This is a genomic window from Microcoleus sp. S13C4, assembly GCF_036700865.1.
Lineage (GTDB): Bacteria > Cyanobacteriota > Cyanobacteriia > Cyanobacteriales > Microcoleaceae > Microcoleus.
This window is the reverse complement of the sequence record NZ_JAUBPS010000024.1, coordinates 15,818-32,566: the sequence shown is the minus strand read 5'-3', so window position 1 is coordinate 32,566 and position 16,749 is coordinate 15,818. Positions and strand designations below refer to the sequence as shown.

17 protein-coding genes are annotated in these 16,749 nt (G+C 46.3%); 9 read left to right on the top strand and 8 right to left on the bottom strand.

What is annotated here, in order from left to right:
* Positions 1-24: 24 nt before the first annotated feature.
* The 3 genes from QT996_RS12535 to QT996_RS12525 form a co-directional block, all read right to left on the bottom strand.
* Positions 25-360: a cupin domain-containing protein gene (locus QT996_RS12535; protein WP_333046870.1), complete on the bottom strand. Its 336-nt coding sequence runs from the start codon at positions 358-360 to the stop codon at positions 25-27.
* 99 nt (positions 361-459) lie between these two features.
* Positions 460-1,239 carry a methyltransferase domain-containing protein gene (locus QT996_RS12530; RefSeq protein WP_333046869.1) on the bottom strand — a complete coding sequence of 260 codons (780 nt, stop codon included), beginning with the start codon at positions 1,237-1,239 and terminating at the stop codon, positions 460-462.
* Between the two features lie 228 nt (positions 1,240-1,467).
* Positions 1,468-1,674, bottom strand: a complete 207-nt coding sequence (locus QT996_RS12525; protein WP_333046868.1) for a hypothetical protein — start codon at positions 1,672-1,674, stop codon at positions 1,468-1,470.
* 31 nt (positions 1,675-1,705) lie between these two features.
* On the opposite strand from QT996_RS12525, the gene QT996_RS12520 reads away from it, so the two are divergent.
* The 4 genes from QT996_RS12520 to QT996_RS12505 all read left to right on the top strand — a co-directional run bounded on the left by QT996_RS12520 (position 1,706) and on the right by QT996_RS12505 (position 3,026).
* The gene (locus QT996_RS12520; protein WP_333046867.1) at positions 1,706-2,116 is read left to right on the top strand and encodes an MAPEG family protein; all 411 of its coding nucleotides are present in this window, start codon (positions 1,706-1,708) and stop codon (positions 2,114-2,116) included.
* 186 nt (positions 2,117-2,302) lie between these two features.
* Complete coding sequence (locus tag QT996_RS12515; RefSeq protein WP_333046866.1) at positions 2,303-2,485, top strand: hypothetical protein; 183 nt, start codon at positions 2,303-2,305, stop codon at positions 2,483-2,485.
* Positions 2,454-2,816 (top strand): hypothetical protein, encoded by a 363-nt coding sequence (locus QT996_RS12510; RefSeq protein WP_333046923.1) that lies wholly within the window; start codon positions 2,454-2,456, stop codon positions 2,814-2,816. The genes QT996_RS12515 and QT996_RS12510 overlap by 32 nt, the downstream gene beginning before the upstream one ends.
* Positions 2,817-2,867: 51 nt before the next feature.
* Positions 2,868-3,026, top strand: a complete 159-nt coding sequence (locus QT996_RS12505; protein ID WP_333046865.1) for a hypothetical protein — start codon at positions 2,868-2,870, stop codon at positions 3,024-3,026.
* Positions 3,027-3,164: 138 nt separating this feature from the next.
* Here the strand turns inward: QT996_RS12505 and murD are convergent, their stop codons facing one another.
* Both murD and glyS read right to left on the bottom strand, forming a co-directional pair.
* Complete coding sequence (gene murD / locus QT996_RS12500; RefSeq protein ID WP_333046864.1) at positions 3,165-4,511, bottom strand: UDP-N-acetylmuramoyl-L-alanine--D-glutamate ligase; 1,347 nt, start codon at positions 4,509-4,511, stop codon at positions 3,165-3,167.
* 435 nt (positions 4,512-4,946) lie between these two features.
* On the bottom strand, positions 4,947-7,094 hold the full coding sequence (gene glyS / locus QT996_RS12495; protein ID WP_333046863.1) for a glycine--tRNA ligase subunit beta: 2,148 nt from the start codon (positions 7,092-7,094) through the stop codon (positions 4,947-4,949).
* A 136-nt stretch (positions 7,095-7,230) separates the two neighbouring features.
* Between glyS and QT996_RS12490 the strand changes: the two genes are divergently transcribed.
* The gene (locus QT996_RS12490; RefSeq protein ID WP_333046862.1) at positions 7,231-8,358 is read left to right on the top strand and encodes a HetZ-related protein 2; all 1,128 of its coding nucleotides are present in this window, start codon (positions 7,231-7,233) and stop codon (positions 8,356-8,358) included.
* 604 nt (positions 8,359-8,962) lie between these two features.
* Entirely contained in the window at positions 8,963-10,045 is a 1,083-nt protein-coding gene (locus QT996_RS12485; RefSeq protein WP_333046861.1) for a hypothetical protein, read from the top strand.
* Positions 10,046-10,322: 277 nt separating this feature from the next.
* Here the strand turns inward: QT996_RS12485 and QT996_RS12480 are convergent, their stop codons facing one another.
* From QT996_RS12480 to trpB, 3 genes are all read right to left on the bottom strand, one after another.
* Positions 10,323-10,955: a ribonuclease D gene (locus tag QT996_RS12480; RefSeq protein ID WP_333046860.1), complete on the bottom strand. Its 633-nt coding sequence runs from the start codon at positions 10,953-10,955 to the stop codon at positions 10,323-10,325.
* Positions 10,956-11,059: 104 nt separating this feature from the next.
* On the bottom strand, positions 11,060-11,566 hold the full coding sequence (locus tag QT996_RS12475; RefSeq protein WP_333046859.1) for a CAP domain-containing protein: 507 nt from the start codon (positions 11,564-11,566) through the stop codon (positions 11,060-11,062).
* Positions 11,567-11,635: 69 nt separating this feature from the next.
* A complete protein-coding gene (gene trpB / locus QT996_RS12470; protein ID WP_333046858.1) occupies positions 11,636-12,874 on the bottom strand; it encodes a tryptophan synthase subunit beta in 1,239 nt (412 codons plus the stop codon).
* A gap of 239 nt (positions 12,875-13,113) precedes the next feature.
* On the opposite strand from trpB, the gene QT996_RS12465 reads away from it, so the two are divergent.
* The 3 genes from QT996_RS12465 to QT996_RS12455 all read left to right on the top strand — a co-directional run bounded on the left by QT996_RS12465 (position 13,114) and on the right by QT996_RS12455 (position 16,683).
* Positions 13,114-13,482: a translation initiation factor gene (locus QT996_RS12465; protein ID WP_333046857.1), complete on the top strand. Its 369-nt coding sequence runs from the start codon at positions 13,114-13,116 to the stop codon at positions 13,480-13,482.
* A gap of 152 nt (positions 13,483-13,634) precedes the next feature.
* On the top strand, positions 13,635-14,228 hold the full coding sequence (recR, locus tag QT996_RS12460; protein WP_333046856.1) for a recombination mediator RecR: 594 nt from the start codon (positions 13,635-13,637) through the stop codon (positions 14,226-14,228).
* Positions 14,229-14,577: 349 nt separating this feature from the next.
* Positions 14,578-16,683 carry a prolyl oligopeptidase family serine peptidase gene (locus tag QT996_RS12455; protein ID WP_333046855.1) on the top strand — a complete coding sequence of 702 codons (2,106 nt, stop codon included), beginning with the start codon at positions 14,578-14,580 and terminating at the stop codon, positions 16,681-16,683.
* The last annotated feature ends 66 nt before the right edge of the window (positions 16,684-16,749 follow it).

Sequence of the window (16,749 nt, the reverse complement as noted above, 5' to 3'; positions counted from 1 at the left end):
CGCTCCTACAGAATAATGATGGCATTAATTAGGCTCAGAAAGTGTCAAGATAAATGCCAAATTTTGTTCAGCTTTCAAAGCGTGGAGGGCGCGGGCGGGCAGAAAAACAAACACCCCCGGTTCCAAGACAATATCTTTGCCTTCTAGAGTCAAAATCCCCTTTCCTTCGATGACATTAACTGTGGCATTGCGCGGCGAAGAGTGTTCGGAAACCTCGCTACCAGCAGCCAGACAAAGTAAACTGTACTGACAATTATTGTCTTTGATTAAAACTTTGCTCGACACTCCGGCGGCGGGATATTCAATTGCGTCTCGGAGTTGGATAGCTGAAGATTGTAGCGGTAAAAGAGTAGTAGTCATAGTTTTTGACAATTAATTAATTTGGTCACAAGCCTCGAATTTATCAGTGGCTTCACTTTCTTCCATCGAAAACCCAAAAGCGAAAATCGATTGACTGGGTTAAGATTGTTTTTTGGCAGAGATAACGATGTAACCTAGATCTTTTTGGTAATGCTGGAAAACTCGACGCATTGCTAAGATACGATCGCGAATTTGCGATCGACTTAAAATATTCCACACAATCCGCACAGTACCCACAAACCCTTCATCTTGCAGCATTCGTGGCAAATTTAGGAGTCCCATCGCCCCGGTTTGACACTTTTCTACTTGCAAACCCGCGTTTTGGCAAACAGCAATCCAGCCAGACTCAGACAAAGGCGTTGAATTGACGCGAATCACTTCTGATAAAGCTTTGTGAATTTCTGATTCTCGGTTTTTAGCTAAAAGTTCGTGAGAGAGAAACTTGCCACCTGGTTTTAAACGATCGCAAATTCCCGATACAATTTTAGCTTTCCCTGACGGCGACTGCATGGTCAGGATAGCTTCAGCCAAAACCCAATCAAACTGTTGGGAAATCCGATCCAAGTGAAAAATATCTCCTTCCACAATTTCCACTCGATCGCTCAAACCGGCTGCTGCAACATTAGCACGAGCGCGGGCCACACTCTCGGGATTTTTCTCCACTCCAACTACTTTTACGCCAAAACGTTCAGCAAGGGCGATCGAACTATATCCAAAACTAGCAGCCAACTCCAAAACAGTCTCGCCCGGTTGAAAATCCGCCCATTCAAATAACTGTTCCGTAGCAAATTTACCCCCCGGCCTCAGCATTTTCTTGCCAGCCGCCGCCAGAACTTCATGTCCGGGTGCAGTCTTAAAATTGAGAGCAGTATTGGTCATTAAATTGACCTCCTATTTAACCTTACTCTCAGTTTGCCAAATTCTCCCAAATCTTTCTATGATCTAGCTCATATTCAAATTATCGTAGGGTGTGTCAGCCTTTTCAATTTTTACAGTTTTAGATTTTAGATTTTAAATTTACTCTACAAATTTTAGATCTTAGATTTGAGATTTTAGATTTACTCCACAGATGAATCTGGGAGGTTGAATAAGAGTCTAAAATTTGGGCTACTCACGAAAAGAGTCGGGGGCTTGTATCCGTAGGCAGGTGCGTTCAAAAACAATCAAAATCCCAGCCAGCAAGTTTTCGAGGCTTTCTCGGAACTCTAAAGCAATTCTCGCGCCACTAATACCCAGCAGTTGAATCAAATCCCCTGCTTGGAATGAGGGGATAGCGATGAATAACGCGATCGGCAATAATTGATTTATAATCAAGATATCTACTCCACCCCAATCATACCGAATCATGCTCGCAGAAGCAAACGCGACACTTTGGCCTAGTCTAATTACTGTTTCAGCATTAATTCTCTACTTCGTTGTTACTATCAACGTCGGCAGAGCTAGATTCAAATACAAAGTTTCTCCCCCGCAGATGACAGGAAACCCAGACTTTGAGCGAGTGGTGCGAGTTCAGCAAAATACCTTAGAGCAAATGATTCTATTTTTGCCATCGCTGTGGCTGTTCTCGCAATTTATCAGCCCAATTTGGGGGGCGGGTATCGGCGCAGTTTGGATAGTTGGACGCATTTTGTTTGCTTGGGGTTACTATCAAGCTGCCGAAAAAAGAGCGGCAGGATTTGGCATTAGTACCTTAGCTACTTTAGCTTTGCTGGGTGGTTCCTTAACAGGCATAATTATGTCGCTGCTGAAGGTTTGAGCCTAGCTTCGGGCCGACATAATTGTTTGTTTTTCTACTTGTTTCCCGGCTCTCCCTAGAAACGCATATCTGGAGGCTCACCCTCCAATTTTCCTGCTGAAAAAACGAGGCTGAGCCTCTGGACAGAGGTTCCCAGGCAGAGAGAACCCCGCAACCAGTTAAATGTAATAAATGTTAGGAGTCAATATGTCAGAAACCAACACACCCGTATTTGAAATTAAGCCGAAACTTTTTCAGCAGCTTGTCGAGTGGCAAGAAAAACTTGAACGAGAAGATGAATTAGCAAGCGAGTCAGAAAACGAAAAACGAACTGAGGTAAAAACTCCTCCCGACAGTGATGAACAGCATCCTCAAACAGATAATTTCTAGCTGGTGGCTAGCCGCATCTTTGGGATTTCCGGCTGCTGTCTCAGCTCAATCGCTGACACCCAGCCAAATTCAGCCCGTCAATAGCGGTTTGTTTCGTTCTAACTCTCAAGATTTCTTTCAGCAAGGCTATCGCCAACTGGAAAGAGAAATCGCAACTTTGTTGCAAAAAAATGTCGCTTCCGAAGGCAATATTCTGGAGATTGATGAAAAATTGCTCTCTCAGCTTTGCAACCAAGAATTTAAAATATCCTCGCGCAATTTTGACACACTAAATGCTGCTAATATTGCTGATTTTAAGGCAAAATTAACAAATATTTGTAAATCAAACTAAAATAAAAGTGAGGTAAAAATATAAGTTTTAGTGTAGATGGATAAAGAAGAAATGACCCAATTGAAACTAGCCATGCTGGAAGCGGAAACTGCCTCTCAATTGGCTGCGATCATTCTTGATTACACTCATGAGGAAATGATGCTAGTTTTTCAGGCGCTAGAATGGGAACAACAGGATAGGATTAAGACTGTTTGGAAGACTGTTAGTTAAAGTAGATTGGCGGAAATCAGAGGTTTTAATTTTTAACCGCAGATGTAAGCCGATAAACGCAGATGAACGCAGATTTAATTTTGTTAGTGTTCGCTGTGTAGAACAATCTGAATTTGTACACAGCGAACAATGACATATCTAAACTAGCGATTCGAGGCATAATTGGCGGAAATGATCGCCCCGTTGCTCGAAGTTTTGGTATTGATCGAAGCTCGCACAGGCTGGGGAAAGTAGCACTACTTTAGCATGATTTTGTTGGGCTAATTCTGCCGATCGCGGGATTGCTCGTTCCATTGTTTCGACAATTTCCCAAGCGTTGTAATTTGCTTGTTTGAGCCGATCGGCAAAAAGACTCGCTGCATCTCCAATTAACAGCACCGCAGCAGCTTTCGCCTTGATTGTATCAATCCAAGCGCGATCGTCACCTTCTTTGGCGTCACCACCCGCAATTAAAATCGCTGGTGCGCTTACAGAAGCCAACCCGACTTGGGCGGCGTCATAATTAGTAGCTTTGCTGTCGTTGATGAAATCTATTCCTTCCCAAGTGCAGATGTGTTCGAGGCGGTGCGAAACTCCGGGGAATTTAGCGATCGCCCGGGCGATCGCACTTTTATCTATCCCCGCCAAATTAGCCGCAGCCACCGCCATTAACAAATTCTGCAAATTGTGTTCTCCCACCATCCGCAAAGAATCAGCAGGCAGAATTTTTTCGCTTTGAGCTATTACCCAACCGTTTTCGATGTAAGCTCCAAAAGTGCGATCGCCCAACAAATCTTTTTCACCTTTGACACTTGTCCAACACGCATCCGGCCAAACGTCAACTCCTTGCTGCCGCAAACAAGGATCGTCGCCGTTGATTACTTGCAATTCAGACTTTTTCAGCAAATGCGCTTTAATGTTGTAGTAATTTTCTAAAGTTTTGTGGCGGCTGAGGTGATCCGGCGTCAAAGTCGTCAAAACTCCGATTCGCGGCGCTACAAAGGGCGAGGATTCTATCTGATAGCTGCTAATTTCTGCGATTACCCAATCCGGCTGTTTTTCGGCTAAAGCTAATTCACACGCAGCATAGCCAATATTGCCGCAAGCGGGAGCGTAAAGCCTGGCTTCGGCAAAAATAGCAGCAATTAAAGCAGTAGTAGTAGTTTTGCCGTTAGTGCCAGTAATTCCCACCCAAGGAGATTTGAGGTAACGCCACGCGAGAGCCATTTCTCCTATTGTTTCAATGCCTAACTCTCTAGCGCGCACTAATGCTGGACTGTCCCAGGGAACGCCCGGACTTACTACTATTAATTCTATAGATTCGACTGGTTCAAAAGATTTACCTAACTCAACATTAATTCCTTCGTTAGCGAATTCCTGTTGCTGTTCAAGCAAATTTGGGGAAGATGAGCGATCGCTCAGCGTTACTTCCCATCCTTCGCGTTTGAGCAGTCTTGCGGCGGCAATTCCTGATTTTCCTAGTCCAATGATATGAGCGATCGGCATAAGTTGTGTGTGTGATGGAGCGAACTTCCCTGGTTTTATAAGTTTATATCTTAACCTTCGATCGGTTGTTGGCTATTGGCCATTTTGCCTATTTTTTTATAGAGCGATCGAACTCTGCTGAGACGCGCGCGGTTTCGCAATAATTCTAATAGATTTACTACTTTTATTGGTAAGCTTTAATGTTATTTCGAGCGAGATTTTTAAGAAGTACGTTTCTCAAGTTGGTTTGTCGGCAGGCCCGCTCGTTTTCCCCAGGCCCGCCAGGGGTTGAAAACCCCTGTCTAACAGCTAAAGTTAGTTTTAACTGACTAAAAAGTATGGTATGTCTGGGTTTCAGTCCTCTTAAGAGGACTTTCGCTTTGAGACGGGGGTTTCAACCCCCGGCGGACTGAAGCGGAGGTTTTCAATCCCAGGCGGACTCAAATCTTGTCAATTTTAACTTTTCACGATCGCCCCAAAGTCAGCCAACACCCGCGCGTGATTCCGCAGCAAACCCAGTAAATTCAACCGATTTTGCTTAATTTCCGGGTCAGAATCCATCACCAAAACGCTTTCTGGCCCGTCGAAAAAGTTGCTGACAGTCGGAGAAATTTCCGTCAAACTATCTACCAACTGCTGGTAATTCCGAGTTTGTTTGGATAGCAGAGTTTGCGGCACTAACTGCACCACTGCATCGTAAAAAGCTTGTTCAGACGACTTTTGAAATAAATCTGGTTTCACGGCCGTTTTCGGTTCCAATTCTACTTTATCCAAATCACCTTGAGCCGCCAAACGAGTTGAACGGTTGACTGTTTCGTAAATTAGATCCAAAGTCTGGTTATTGCGGATTTGTTGTAAGAAAAGCGCTCTTTCCCGTGCGTCCAACAAATCTCTCAATGCTCGTTCAGTATATTCTGGGTCGTTTTCTCCCAAAACGGCATTTACCAAATCGTAATCTACATTTTTTTCTTCTTGCAACAAAGTCCGAATTCTTTGCAGGAAAAACTCGTATAACTGCGATAGCAACTCCGCAGGTGTTTCTGGGCGGGCTGCGGTAAATTCGGCAACCACTTCTGCGAGTAACTTGTGCAAATTTACTGGCAACTGAGCCGCCCAAATAATATTAGTGATTGCATTGGCTGCGCGACGCAAAGCGAACGGATCGGATGAACCAGTCGGCAACATTCCCAAACCGAAGATGCTGACTAATGTATCTAATTTGTCGGCTATTCCGACAACTTGACCTGTGAGAGTTTGCGGCAAATTGTCGCCCGCGCCTCTGGGCAAATAATGTTCAAAAATTGCTGTGGCTACTTGTTCTGATTCGCCACTTGCTAAGGCGTATTTCTGCCCCATGATTCCTTGCATTTCGGGCAGTTCGTAAACCATTTGGGTTACGAGGTCGGCTTTGCAAAGTAAGGCGGCTCTTGCTACATCAGCTTGCTCTTCCTCTGTGATTTGCAGTTGATTGGCAATTAAACTGGCAATCTTGCACAGACGATCGACTTTTGCGCGTACTGTCCCCAAATATTCCTGGAAAGTAACTGTTGCCAACTTGGGCAAATAATCCTCTAGAGGCTTTACCAAGTCTGCTTTGTAGAAAAACTGACCGTCTGCCAACCTCGCCCGCACTACTCGCTCGTTACCTGCAGCAATAATCGCGGCTTTAGCCGGGTCGCCGTTGGAAATTGTAATGAAATAGGGCAGAAGTTCGGGATAATCTGGGCTTTTGAGGATGGGAAAATACCGCTGGTTTGTAACAATAATTGTTGTTATTACTTCCGGTGGCAATATCAAAAATTCGTCGTCAAATTTCCCGACAACTGCGTTCGGCCATTCTACTAAGTCTGTGACTTCTTCTAACAAGTCTTCCGTAATGTCGGCATAACCGCTTTGTTTTGTTGCTGCGGCTTCTACTTGTGCTTTAATTTGAGTTTTGCGCTGTGATCGATCGACCTCCACGCAAGCAGCCCGCAGACACTCGACATAATCCTCGGCTTGCGGAATCGAGACAGGCTGCGGATGTAACACCCGGTGTCCTTGGGAAATTCGATCGCTCTTGACCGTATCCGAACCACTCACTAATGTAATTGGCAGTACACTATCATCTAACAGTGCCACCAGCGATCGAATCGGGCGTGGAAACTTCAAATCTCCGTCTGCCCACCGCATAAATCTTTTGCCTTCTAACTTATTAATCCACTGCGGCACAAGTTCTGTCAAAATATCCGCTGTCATCCGCCCCGGAATCTTTTTGAGCACAAACACAAAATCGCCTTTATCCGTAGCCCGAACTTCCAAAGCATCAATTTCTACGCCCTGCTTTTTCGCAAAACCTTCGGCTGCTTTCGTCGGTTTGCCATCCTTAAAAGCCGAACTTGCGGGCGGCCCTTTTACCTCTTCTTCTCTATCTAATTGCTGAACTGGCAGTCCTTTCACGAGAACGGCCAAACGCCTCGGAGTAGCGTATACATTAATAGAGTCCTTTGTCAAGGATTCTTCTGCCAGCGTTGCAGGTACAAGTCGCTCCCACTGGTGGGCACTGCCTGAGACAAAAGATGCGGGCAATTCTTCTGTACCGAGTTCTAATAAAAAGTTAGGCATATCGCACCGTAATGGAATTTTGTTTAGGGTAATTTAAGGTAATTTATCCGATCGCGTGATCGTATATCTGAAAAATACTCAAAAATCCAGGATACCACGTAAAATCGGGGGTGAAAGACAATATTCTCGACAGCCCATGACCTTGGCCCAAAGACTAGGACAAGATTGGAAGTCTCGACTGGAAAAAGATTGCCCGCAGGAGAGTTCTAGCACTCGCGAGAGTGTTGTCCGCTGGCTGTTGGGAGACAAGCCCGAAAGATTTGACACTCTTAGCCCAACTCAATTGTCTGTCGCCTCTGGGGCGATCGACTTTTTATATCGAATTTTGCTTTCTCGCTATCTGGGAGTACCGCCAGAAAAAGCTTACCGCAACTTGATCGGGCGGCTCGGCGGCTTAGTTGTGCTCCGGCAAAAAATCCAAGCGTGGGTTTCCCTGAGTCGCGACAGACAGCGGAGTGCGGTGGAGGTACTGCAAGAAGTGATTCAGGAAATGCTCAATTCCGATCGCTACCTGCAGCAGCAAGTCGCCTGGATTGCCGAATGCACCTCAGACAGACGCCTGCGAAATGCTTTGCTGCTAGCTAGCACAGAAGAATACTGCTTGCGGCCGATCCGCAACCAGCCACTGCTGGTCTACCGTTTTGTCAACTACCTGCGGCGTTCCCAGCGGGGCGGGTTGACGCAAGTGCCTGCGGGAGACTGGGTGCGGCTGGTGTCGGAACAGGTTCTACCCGACGATACCGACGAACCGCTTAGTCTGCTAGACGAACAGGCGATGTCCGAGTATCGAGAAAATCAAGCTTGGGAAGAGCAGCAAACTCAGCGGCAGATTGTCCAACAAGAATTTGAGAATTATTTAGCCGCTGAAGTCGATCCGCTGGCTTCCCGGTGGCTGCGGCTTTACCTGCAAGGCCGTTCCCAAGAGGCAATTGCCGAGGATTTGAAGGTTCCTATCAAGCAAATTTACCGCTTGCGAGAAAAAGTCAGTTACCACGCGATTCGGGTTTTTGCGGTCAAACAAGCACCGGAATTAGTCGCTAACTGGCTGGAAACTTCGCTGCAAGAACACAGTTTGGGCTTGACTCCGGCTCAGTGGGAGCAATATTTACAAAACCTCACGCCGGTGCAGCGGCAGTTGGTAGAATCGTTGAAAGCAGGGAAAAGTGTAGAGACGATCGCCTCTGAACTAAAGCTGAAAACCAATCAAGTCATCGGCGAGTGGAGCAAACTTTATTTAGCAGCTCAATCGCTCCGCAACGAGTAGATTGGTAATGGGTGGCGGGCAATTGCTAATTGTGAATGGGCGGTAGCATTTTTCGGAATCCGCGCTACAAATCAATTCCCCAACAGCCACAGAGTGCTGCGAGTTTCCCCGTGGAAAAGCGCGGGATGCCCCTTGTATCAAATCAGGTTTGATCGATCGGGATATCGTAGCGCTGCGGTGATGATCGTGATCGAAGACGATCGCAATCAACTGTCTGGGCTAAGATACTAGCAGCACGATCGACTTTTGAGGATTTTTTAACCAATCCTAAATTCAGCGCTTGTCCGTAAATCATCGGTTGGGGTGCATCTGTAATACTTGCGTATTCATGACATAATTCTATTGTTACTAGCCACGGGAATCAGTCTTGGGCGATCGATGATAGTTGGTCAAGAGTGCGCCAGTCATCATCTAGTTGTCAATCTTTTGGTAGAATTTGAGGCTGCAATACAGAAGGGAGAAAATTTTGGGACTAAGGATTTTTATTTAATAAAAGCTTCCGGTTGTTAGATTAATTCCTCCGTCAGGGAAGTTGCAGCGTTTAATTTTTTCGCATCAGGTTGGTGCGTCGCGCTCGATCGCGCTTCCAACTACAAAGCAGCTAATGGTATATACAACATCTTCAACAGACTCGGCAGCTACAATGGACTCCGATCGAATATTTCACCTAATCGACACAGTTGTCCCCTTTGAAGCTTGCCTTTACTATCAAGTTTTGCCTTTATCTCTAGAAGGTAATCTGTTTAAATTGGGCGTAGTCGATGCCCAAGATGACTCGGCCTTGGACTATGTGCAGCGGATTTTAGCTTACATGAATTGCTCAGTCACAACTGAGCAAATTACCTCGGAAACTCAGCGCTCGATGCTCTCAGCTTACTTGCTCCACGGCAGCCAGCTCAAAGTACCTAGCCAGACAGAAACCGCAGCAGCCCCAACACCCAAAAATCCCGCATCAGCAACTTCAGACCCCACAGCAGAAACGCTGCTGTCAGGGCCCGAACCCTCGATGCCCGCTCGTGAGCGGTTTAAAGCAGACCCCGCAGCAATTAAACCTGCTGGCGCTGAGGTTTCCCCGACGCCGACACAGCCATCGGTTTTGAATGTCGAGGCCTTGCACTTGTCAAGCCCAGTCGAAGTTTTGGCAACTTTGCCCGCGCCCCAACTGCTGCAAGAATTACTCGGTAGAGTGCTGCGAGAGGGTATCGGCCGCTTGTTTTTTGAGCGGCACCAGTCCAAAGGCCGCATTCTTTGGAGTCAAGACGGGGTTTTGAAATCGATGCTCGAAGGTATCGATATCCTCCTGTTCCAAGAGGTCATTGAGGAGTTGAAGCGGCTGACAGATATGCCTGCTGGCCCGGTGGAACAGCCCAAACAAGTCGAAGTTGAACGCATATATCAAAACACTCATTTGCTGTTGCGCTTGCGGGTAATGGCGGTGGGAGGCAAGGAAGAAGCCACGCTGCAAGTGTTGCGGGGGGCAGCTTTGAGGTTTTACCAGCAGCAGCAGTTGTCTAATTTGAGTCGGGACGCGCTGCGACTGGCCGAAGAATTGCAGCGGAAAGTGAATCAAATTCGCGATCAAACTCGGCTTTCTTCTTTGCCTTTAGAGGGGTTGCCGGCTTTGGAACAAGTGATTAGAAATCTTGACGACCAAATGGAAGCTTTGCTGCACGAACACAATCCCTAGCAGCCCTAATCAGCCATTGATGACTGTTTTGAATTTTTTTTACTCACATCCAGCCCGGTCAAATAATAATAATTACGTTTGTAGTGAGGACTAAAGTCCGAGCGAGTTTTATGATAACTCAAGTCTTCACTACAAACCAATTTGATGGCAGTTCTGCGAGGTGACAGAATATTATACCAGTTCCCAAAAAGAATGCAATTGTATGCCCGTGTTCTAAACCCTGGTAGGCATCAGTCATTCCCAATCTAAAATCTAAAATCTAAAATCTAAAATGGTATTAGCTGTGCTCGAAAACATCCTTGTACTGCAATAAATCCAAACTCACAAAAACTGGCAAACACTGAAAACATTGCTGTGCAATTTCCCAGCGTTCTTCTCGCTGCAACATAGCAGTCAACTTTTGTTTAGCGCTCAGCAAATAGCGGACATCGTTAGCAGCATAATTTAGTTGATCGTCCGAAAGATTAGTCGCATTTCCCCAGTCGGAACTTTGAGATGTTTTATTTAATTCTACCTTTTCCAGTTCTAGAATTAATTCTTTCAATCCGTGTTTGTTGGTATAAGTTCTAGCAAGTTTACTAGCTAGCTTGGTGCAGAAAACTGGTGCAATGTCAATACTTAAATTGTAACGCATTGTTGCCATATCAAAGCGCGCAAAATGAAATACTTTCTCAATACTTTCGGATTCCATTAACTGCTTTAAATTCGGTGCCGAAGTCTGGCCTTTGGCAATCCGAACCACTGCAACTTTACCTTCGGGATTGCACAACTGAACCAAACACAAGCGATCGCGCCAGGGTAGCAAACCCATTGTTTCCGTATCAACGGCGATCGCCGGCGCAGTCAAATAATAAGATAAGAGAGAATCGGGAATATCACCATCGCACACTTGAAAATCTGCAAATTCCATTATTAGTAACTGTTGACTGTTGACTGTTGACTGTTAACTGTTGACTGCCCTCTTCCCTCTTCCCTCTTCCTTGTTCCCTCTTCCTTCTTCCTTCTTCCTTCAGCTTACCGACTGCGAACAAAAAGCTGAGTAAAATAATACTCGCCTTTGGCATTTTTTGCAACCCCAATACCAGTCACATTAAACTGACCTTCCATATTTTTGCGGTGGCCGTCACTTTTAATCCAACCTTCAACAGCATTGCGTACCGGGTCGCTGAAGCCGAAATTGTAAGCAACGTTTTCAGCTACACTTTGATAAGGAATAGTAATTGCTTTCGCCCGCCCTTCAAATCCATCGTGGCTGAAACGTACTTTACCGTTAGCCATATTTTCGCTGTGAATTCTTGCTATCTGACTGATTCGCGGATCGATACTCAGCGGCGGCAACTTTTTAGATGATCGGTATTGATTTATCTGTTGGTTAACCGCTTTTTCTAAGTCAGTAATAGCACTGGAAGCAACATTAGCATTCATGGATGTTGGTGGCAGCGATCGCGCAGAAATAAATTGGGAACAATTTGGCAGGATTGTCAACAATCCCAAGCACATAAAAACCAAAGCTTTGGACATGAAATCAAACGAGAAATAAAGTTAATTGTTACCGATTCCTACAGGGCGATCGCCCCACATTCCGCTAACCTAGATATTCAGAACCTTCGCTACAGTGTTCACGTCTTTATCGCCGCGTCCGGAACAGTTAAGAACAATGCGGGGATTGCCTGTTAGCTGGGGGCACAGAGTCTCCAAATAGGCGATCGCATGAGAAGTTTCCAAAGCCGGAATAATCCCCTCCAACTGAGACAGCCGCTGAAATGCTTCCAGCGCTTCTACATCCGTTACGCTATAATATTCAGCTCTGCCGGCATCTTTCAAATAACTGTGTTCCGGCCCCACACCCGGATAATCCAAACCCGCACTAATCGAATGTGGCTCGATTACTTGACCTTCATTATCTTGCAGCAAATAACTCATCGCGCCGTGCAGAACTCCCACACTTCCCTTAGTCAAAGTAGCAGCGTGTTTATCAGTTTCCACGCCTTCGCCCGCCGCTTCAATACCGATCAACCTGACAGTTTCTTCCCCGACAAACTCGTGGAAAAGACCCATTGCATTAGAACCGCCGCCGACGCAAGCTAGTAAAATATCCGGCAAACCCCCCCACTTTTCCTGACACTGAGCGCGGGTTTCTTGACCGATTATCGCATGGAAATCGCGCACCATCATCGGGTAAGGATGCGGGCCCGCTACGGAACCGAGAATGTAATGAGTTGTTTCGACATTTGTCACCCAGTCGCGAATCGCTTCGGAAGTCGCATCTTTCAGCGTTCCCGTACCCGCCGCCACCGGCCGCACTTCGGCTCCCATCAGCCGCATTCTAAACACATTTAAAGCCTGTCTTTCCATGTCATGAACGCCCATGTAGACAACGCATTCTATCCCGAAACGAGCGCAAACTGTAGCAGTAGCAACGCCATGTTGACCCGCACCAGTTTCAGCAATTACCCGCTTTTTGCCCATGCGTTTTGCTAACAATGCTTGAGCTAAAGCGTTGTTAATTTTGTGAGCTCCGGTGTGGTTTAAATCTTCGCGTTTGAGGTAAATTTGCGGGCCAGTTCCGTCTGCTTTAGCATAATGCTCGGTGAGGCGTTCGGCAAAATACAAAGGGCTGGGGCGGCCGACATAATCTTTGAGTAATTGTTGGAGTTGCTGTTGAAATTCCGGTTCGCTGCTGTATTTGTGGAAAGCGGCTTCTAGCTCAAACAAAGCCGGCATCAGGGTTTCGGGGACGTATTTACCGCCGAATTTGCCGAATCTGCCGAGGGAGTCGGGGCGTTGGGCGCTGGTTTCGGTGGTGAGAGGCAGGGGAGTGACAGTCATTTGATTTTAGATTTTAGATTTTAGATTTTTTAGATTCGCGGGTAAGCTATAGGCTTGGTGTCGATCGTACCAAATTGGTTGTGGACTTGAGGCGATCGAACAAATTTCATTATAATTCCTTGAACGCTTGACGGGCTAATACAATAAGTAGAAGATAGAGCGCATTCCGAGCGATCGCAACCATACCCCAATCCGCTAAAACTAGAAATACCACTAAAAAAGTTCAAGCATCTTAACCTATGGCCGCATCCAAACGCAAAGATTCTGACAGAAAAACAACCGAGGGTAAACGAATAGTTTACTCCGAATTTGGCAACGTTGACAACTCGGCAGCCCTCCAACGGGGAGTTGCCGAAGTTCCCCCCAATCAACAAAACCTCAAAATCGAAGCATCCCGAAAAGGACGCGGTGGCAAAACAGTTACAGTCATCAGCGGTTTTCAGGAAAAACCAGAAACATTAGCAACTTTAGCCAAGCAGCTAAAAGCCCAATGCGGTACTGGTGGCACAGTCAAAGATAATGAAATCGAAATTCAAGGCGAACACAAGCAAAAGCTGCTAGAAATTATTACAAAGTTAGGCTACAAAGCTAAAATTAGTGGAGGGTGAATTACTCAATAGTCATTAGTGTATGGGCGGGACGGGTTTATGATATACTTAGTTTTAAACATAGATGGTTGGTAAAACCCGCCCCTACATCGCGCCAATTATACGATCGCGAATCAACCAGAAATGATATTACCAGTTACCGCCAATTTTTAATGTACACTCGACCTTTAGCTCGTTTAATCGAACAATTGCAGCGCTTGCCCGGAGTCGGTCCAAAAACAGCCCAGCGCCTCGCTTTACATATTTTGAAGAGGCCGGAAGAAGAAGTGCAAGCCCTAGCTAAATCTTTGATTGATGCCAAACAGCAAGTAGGTTTCTGTCAAGTATGCTTTCACTTATCTGCTGACCCTGTTTGCGAAATTTGCCGCAATACCAACCGCGACACTCATACCATTTGTGTAGTGTCAGAATCCCGCGACGTAATCGCTTTAGAAAAAACGCGGGAATATATGGGTAAATATCACGTTGTTGGCGGCGTTATCTCGCCGATGGATGGAATTGGCCCGGAACAATTGAACATTCAACCCTTAGTCCGGCGCGTCAGCCAGCAAAAGATTAAGGAAGTAATTATTGCTATTAGTCCCAGCGTGGAAGGCGAAACTACTACTCTTTATATCGGTCACTTATTAAAACCTTTTACCCTAGTGACGCGCATAGCTTTTGGTTTGCCGATGGGGGGAGATTTGGAATATGCCGATGAGGTTACATTGGCTCGCGCTTTGGAAGGAAGGAGAGAGTTGGATTAGTTAAAAACGGGTGGTGATACCTGATTTAAAAATAAGAGAAACGAACCGCGAAGACGCGAAGGACACGTTCGGCGAAGCCGTTCCCGAAGGGTAGAAAGAGAAGAGAAGAGTAAGGGTTCACAATTGATGCGACGATTGCTATATTCCAAGCTTCTGCGATTGCTTCGCTGAGGCTGGTAATGACAAATTAGTAAGATATGAAACCCGCGTCGGCGGGTTTTGTCTGTGTAGCGACAGGTTGAAACCTGTCGGGTATTTGGTACTTGGTATTTGGTGTTGAGTGTCGTTGTTCCCTGTCGTCACGACCGCGAAAGGGTAAACTGGACAAAGTTACCCAGAGTACAAAATCATGCCTAAATTCGATCGACCTTTAAGCTACCCCACAACCCGCAAAATCGACCAAACAGACGACTACCACGGCGTCAAAGTACCCGATCCCTACAGGTGGCTGGAAAATCCTGACTCCGAGGAAACCCAAGCGTGGGTGGAAGCCCAAAATGCAGTCACTTTCGGCTACCTCAACGAAATTCCGGCGCGGGAAAAAATCAAACAGCGCTTGACTCAACTTTGGGATTACGAGAAATACGGCATACCTTTCAAAGAAGGCGATCGGTATTTCTACTACAAGAATGACGGTCTGCAAAATCAATCCGTACTCTACACACTAACATCCCTCGATGGCGAGCCCAAAGTATTAATTGACCCCAACACTCTCTCAGAAGACGGAACCGTTGCTTTGGGCGGCGTAGCTATCAGCGAAGACGGCAAACATATGGCTTACGGTTTATCAACCTCTGGCTCGGATTGGCAAGAATGGAAAGTCCGCGATATCGAAACAGGTGCAGATTTATCCGATCATTTAAAGTGGGTTAAATTCTCAGGCGCATCTTGGACTCACGACGGTAAAGGCTTTTTTTACAGTCGCTACGACGAACCCAACGAAAAAAGCAAGCACGAAGACGTTAACTATTACCAAAAACTGTTTTACCACCAAATCGGCACGCCCCAATCTGAAGATGTATTAATTTACGATCGCCAAGACCAAAAAGAATGGGGATTTAGCGGCGGCGTCACTGAAGATGGCAAATATCTAATTATATCAGTTTGGCAGGGAACTGAAACAAAAAACCTGATTTTCTATAAAGACTTAACTGCCCCTGAATCGCCTGTTGTAGAACTCATTAACGAATTCGAGGCAGAGTACAGCTTCATCGACAATGAAGGCCCTCTCTTCTGGTTTCAAACAGACTTAAATGCACCCTGCGGCCGCGTAATTGCGATCGATACCAACAACCCCCCTCCTTTATCTTTGGGCGTAGGAGAAACTCCCCCATCGCCCCAGGAGAAATTTACAGAAATTATCCCCGAAGCAGCCGAAACCCTCCAAGGTATTGGCATCCTCAACAATCAATTTGTGGCTTCTTACCTGAAAGATGCCTACACCCAAATTAAAATCTTCAACTTAGACGGCTGTTTCGCGCGAGAAATAGCTTTGCCGGGAATCGGTTCGGCGGGAGGATTTGGTGGCAAGCGGCACGATACCGAAACTTTTTATGCTTACACGAGTTTCACTACACCAAACACTATTTACCGCTACAACCTGGTGACAGGTGAAAGCACAATTTACCGCCAGCCGAATGTAGATTTTAACCCCGACGATTACGAGACAAAGCAAGTATTTTATCCCAGCAAAGACGGCACGCAAGTACCGATGTTCATCACCCACAAAAAAGGCTTGCAGCTTGATGGCAATAATCCCACTTATCTTTACGGCTACGGTGGTTTTGGCATCTCGCTAACTCCAAGTTTTTCGATTAGCAATGTGGTGTGGCTGGATCTGGGCGGAGTTTATGCGATCGCCTGTTTGCGGGGCGGCGGGGAGTACGGCGAAGCATGGCACCAAGCAGGGACCAAGTTGAACAAACAAAATGTGTTTGACGACTTTATAGCGGGCGCTGAATGGCTGATCGAAAACAAGTACACCAAACCGGCTAAATTGGCGATCGCAGGCGGTAGCAACGGCGGTTTATTAGTAGGGGCTTGCATGACTCAGCGGCCGGAATTGTTCGGCGCAGCGCTGCCGGCAGTCGGCGTTATGGATATGCTGCGCTTCCACAAGTTTACCATTGGTTGGGCCTGGACTTCGGAATACGGTTCTCCCGATAATGCCGAGGAATTTCCGACAATTTACGGCTATTCTCCTCTGCACAACCTCAAACCGGGAACGGCTTATCCGGCGACAATGATTACAACTGCCGATCACGACGATCGCGTGGTTCCGGCGCACAGTTTCAAGTTTGCTTCTGCTTTGCAAGAAACCCACGCGGGAGAAAAACCCGTGTTAATTCGGATAGAAACTAAAGCGGGACACGGTGGCGGCAAACCTACTGCGAAAGTCATTGAAGAATTGGCAGATGAATGGGCTTTTTTAGTGCGGGAACTCGATATTAACTAACGTTTAAAAAGTGCAGAATTGGGGGTGGCGCAGTCGGAGAAAGTGCGATCGCGCCACCCTCAATTT

Bases quoted from the DNA above. Each gene is read 5' to 3' on its own strand.
- QT996_RS12535 (WP_333046870.1), bottom strand. From the start codon at position 360: ATGACTACTACTCTTTTACCGCTACAATCTTCAGCTATCCAACTCCGA.
- QT996_RS12530 (WP_333046869.1), bottom strand. From the start codon at position 1,239: ATGACCAATACTGCTCTCAATTTTAAGACTGCACCCGGACATGAAGTT.
- QT996_RS12520 (WP_333046867.1), top strand. From the start codon at position 1,706: ATGCTCGCAGAAGCAAACGCGACACTTTGGCCTAGTCTAATTACTGTT.
- QT996_RS12515 (WP_333046866.1), top strand. From the start codon at position 2,303: ATGTCAGAAACCAACACACCCGTATTTGAAATTAAGCCGAAACTTTTT.
- QT996_RS12510 (WP_333046923.1), top strand. From the start codon at position 2,454: ATGAACAGCATCCTCAAACAGATAATTTCTAGCTGGTGGCTAGCCGCA.
- QT996_RS12505 (WP_333046865.1), top strand. From the start codon at position 2,868: ATGACCCAATTGAAACTAGCCATGCTGGAAGCGGAAACTGCCTCTCAA.
- murD (WP_333046864.1), bottom strand. From the start codon at position 4,511: ATGCCGATCGCTCATATCATTGGACTAGGAAAATCAGGAATTGCCGCC.
- glyS (WP_333046863.1), bottom strand. From the start codon at position 7,094: ATGCCTAACTTTTTATTAGAACTCGGTACAGAAGAATTGCCCGCATCT.
- QT996_RS12490 (WP_333046862.1), top strand. From the start codon at position 7,231: ATGACCTTGGCCCAAAGACTAGGACAAGATTGGAAGTCTCGACTGGAA.
- QT996_RS12485 (WP_333046861.1), top strand. From the start codon at position 8,963: ATGGTATATACAACATCTTCAACAGACTCGGCAGCTACAATGGACTCC.
- QT996_RS12480 (WP_333046860.1), bottom strand. From the start codon at position 10,955: ATGGAATTTGCAGATTTTCAAGTGTGCGATGGTGATATTCCCGATTCT.
- QT996_RS12475 (WP_333046859.1), bottom strand. From the start codon at position 11,566: ATGTCCAAAGCTTTGGTTTTTATGTGCTTGGGATTGTTGACAATCCTG.
- trpB (WP_333046858.1), bottom strand. From the start codon at position 12,874: ATGACTGTCACTCCCCTGCCTCTCACCACCGAAACCAGCGCCCAACGC.
- QT996_RS12465 (WP_333046857.1), top strand. From the start codon at position 13,114: ATGGCCGCATCCAAACGCAAAGATTCTGACAGAAAAACAACCGAGGGT.
- recR (WP_333046856.1), top strand. From the start codon at position 13,635: ATGTACACTCGACCTTTAGCTCGTTTAATCGAACAATTGCAGCGCTTG.
- QT996_RS12455 (WP_333046855.1), top strand. From the start codon at position 14,578: ATGCCTAAATTCGATCGACCTTTAAGCTACCCCACAACCCGCAAAATC.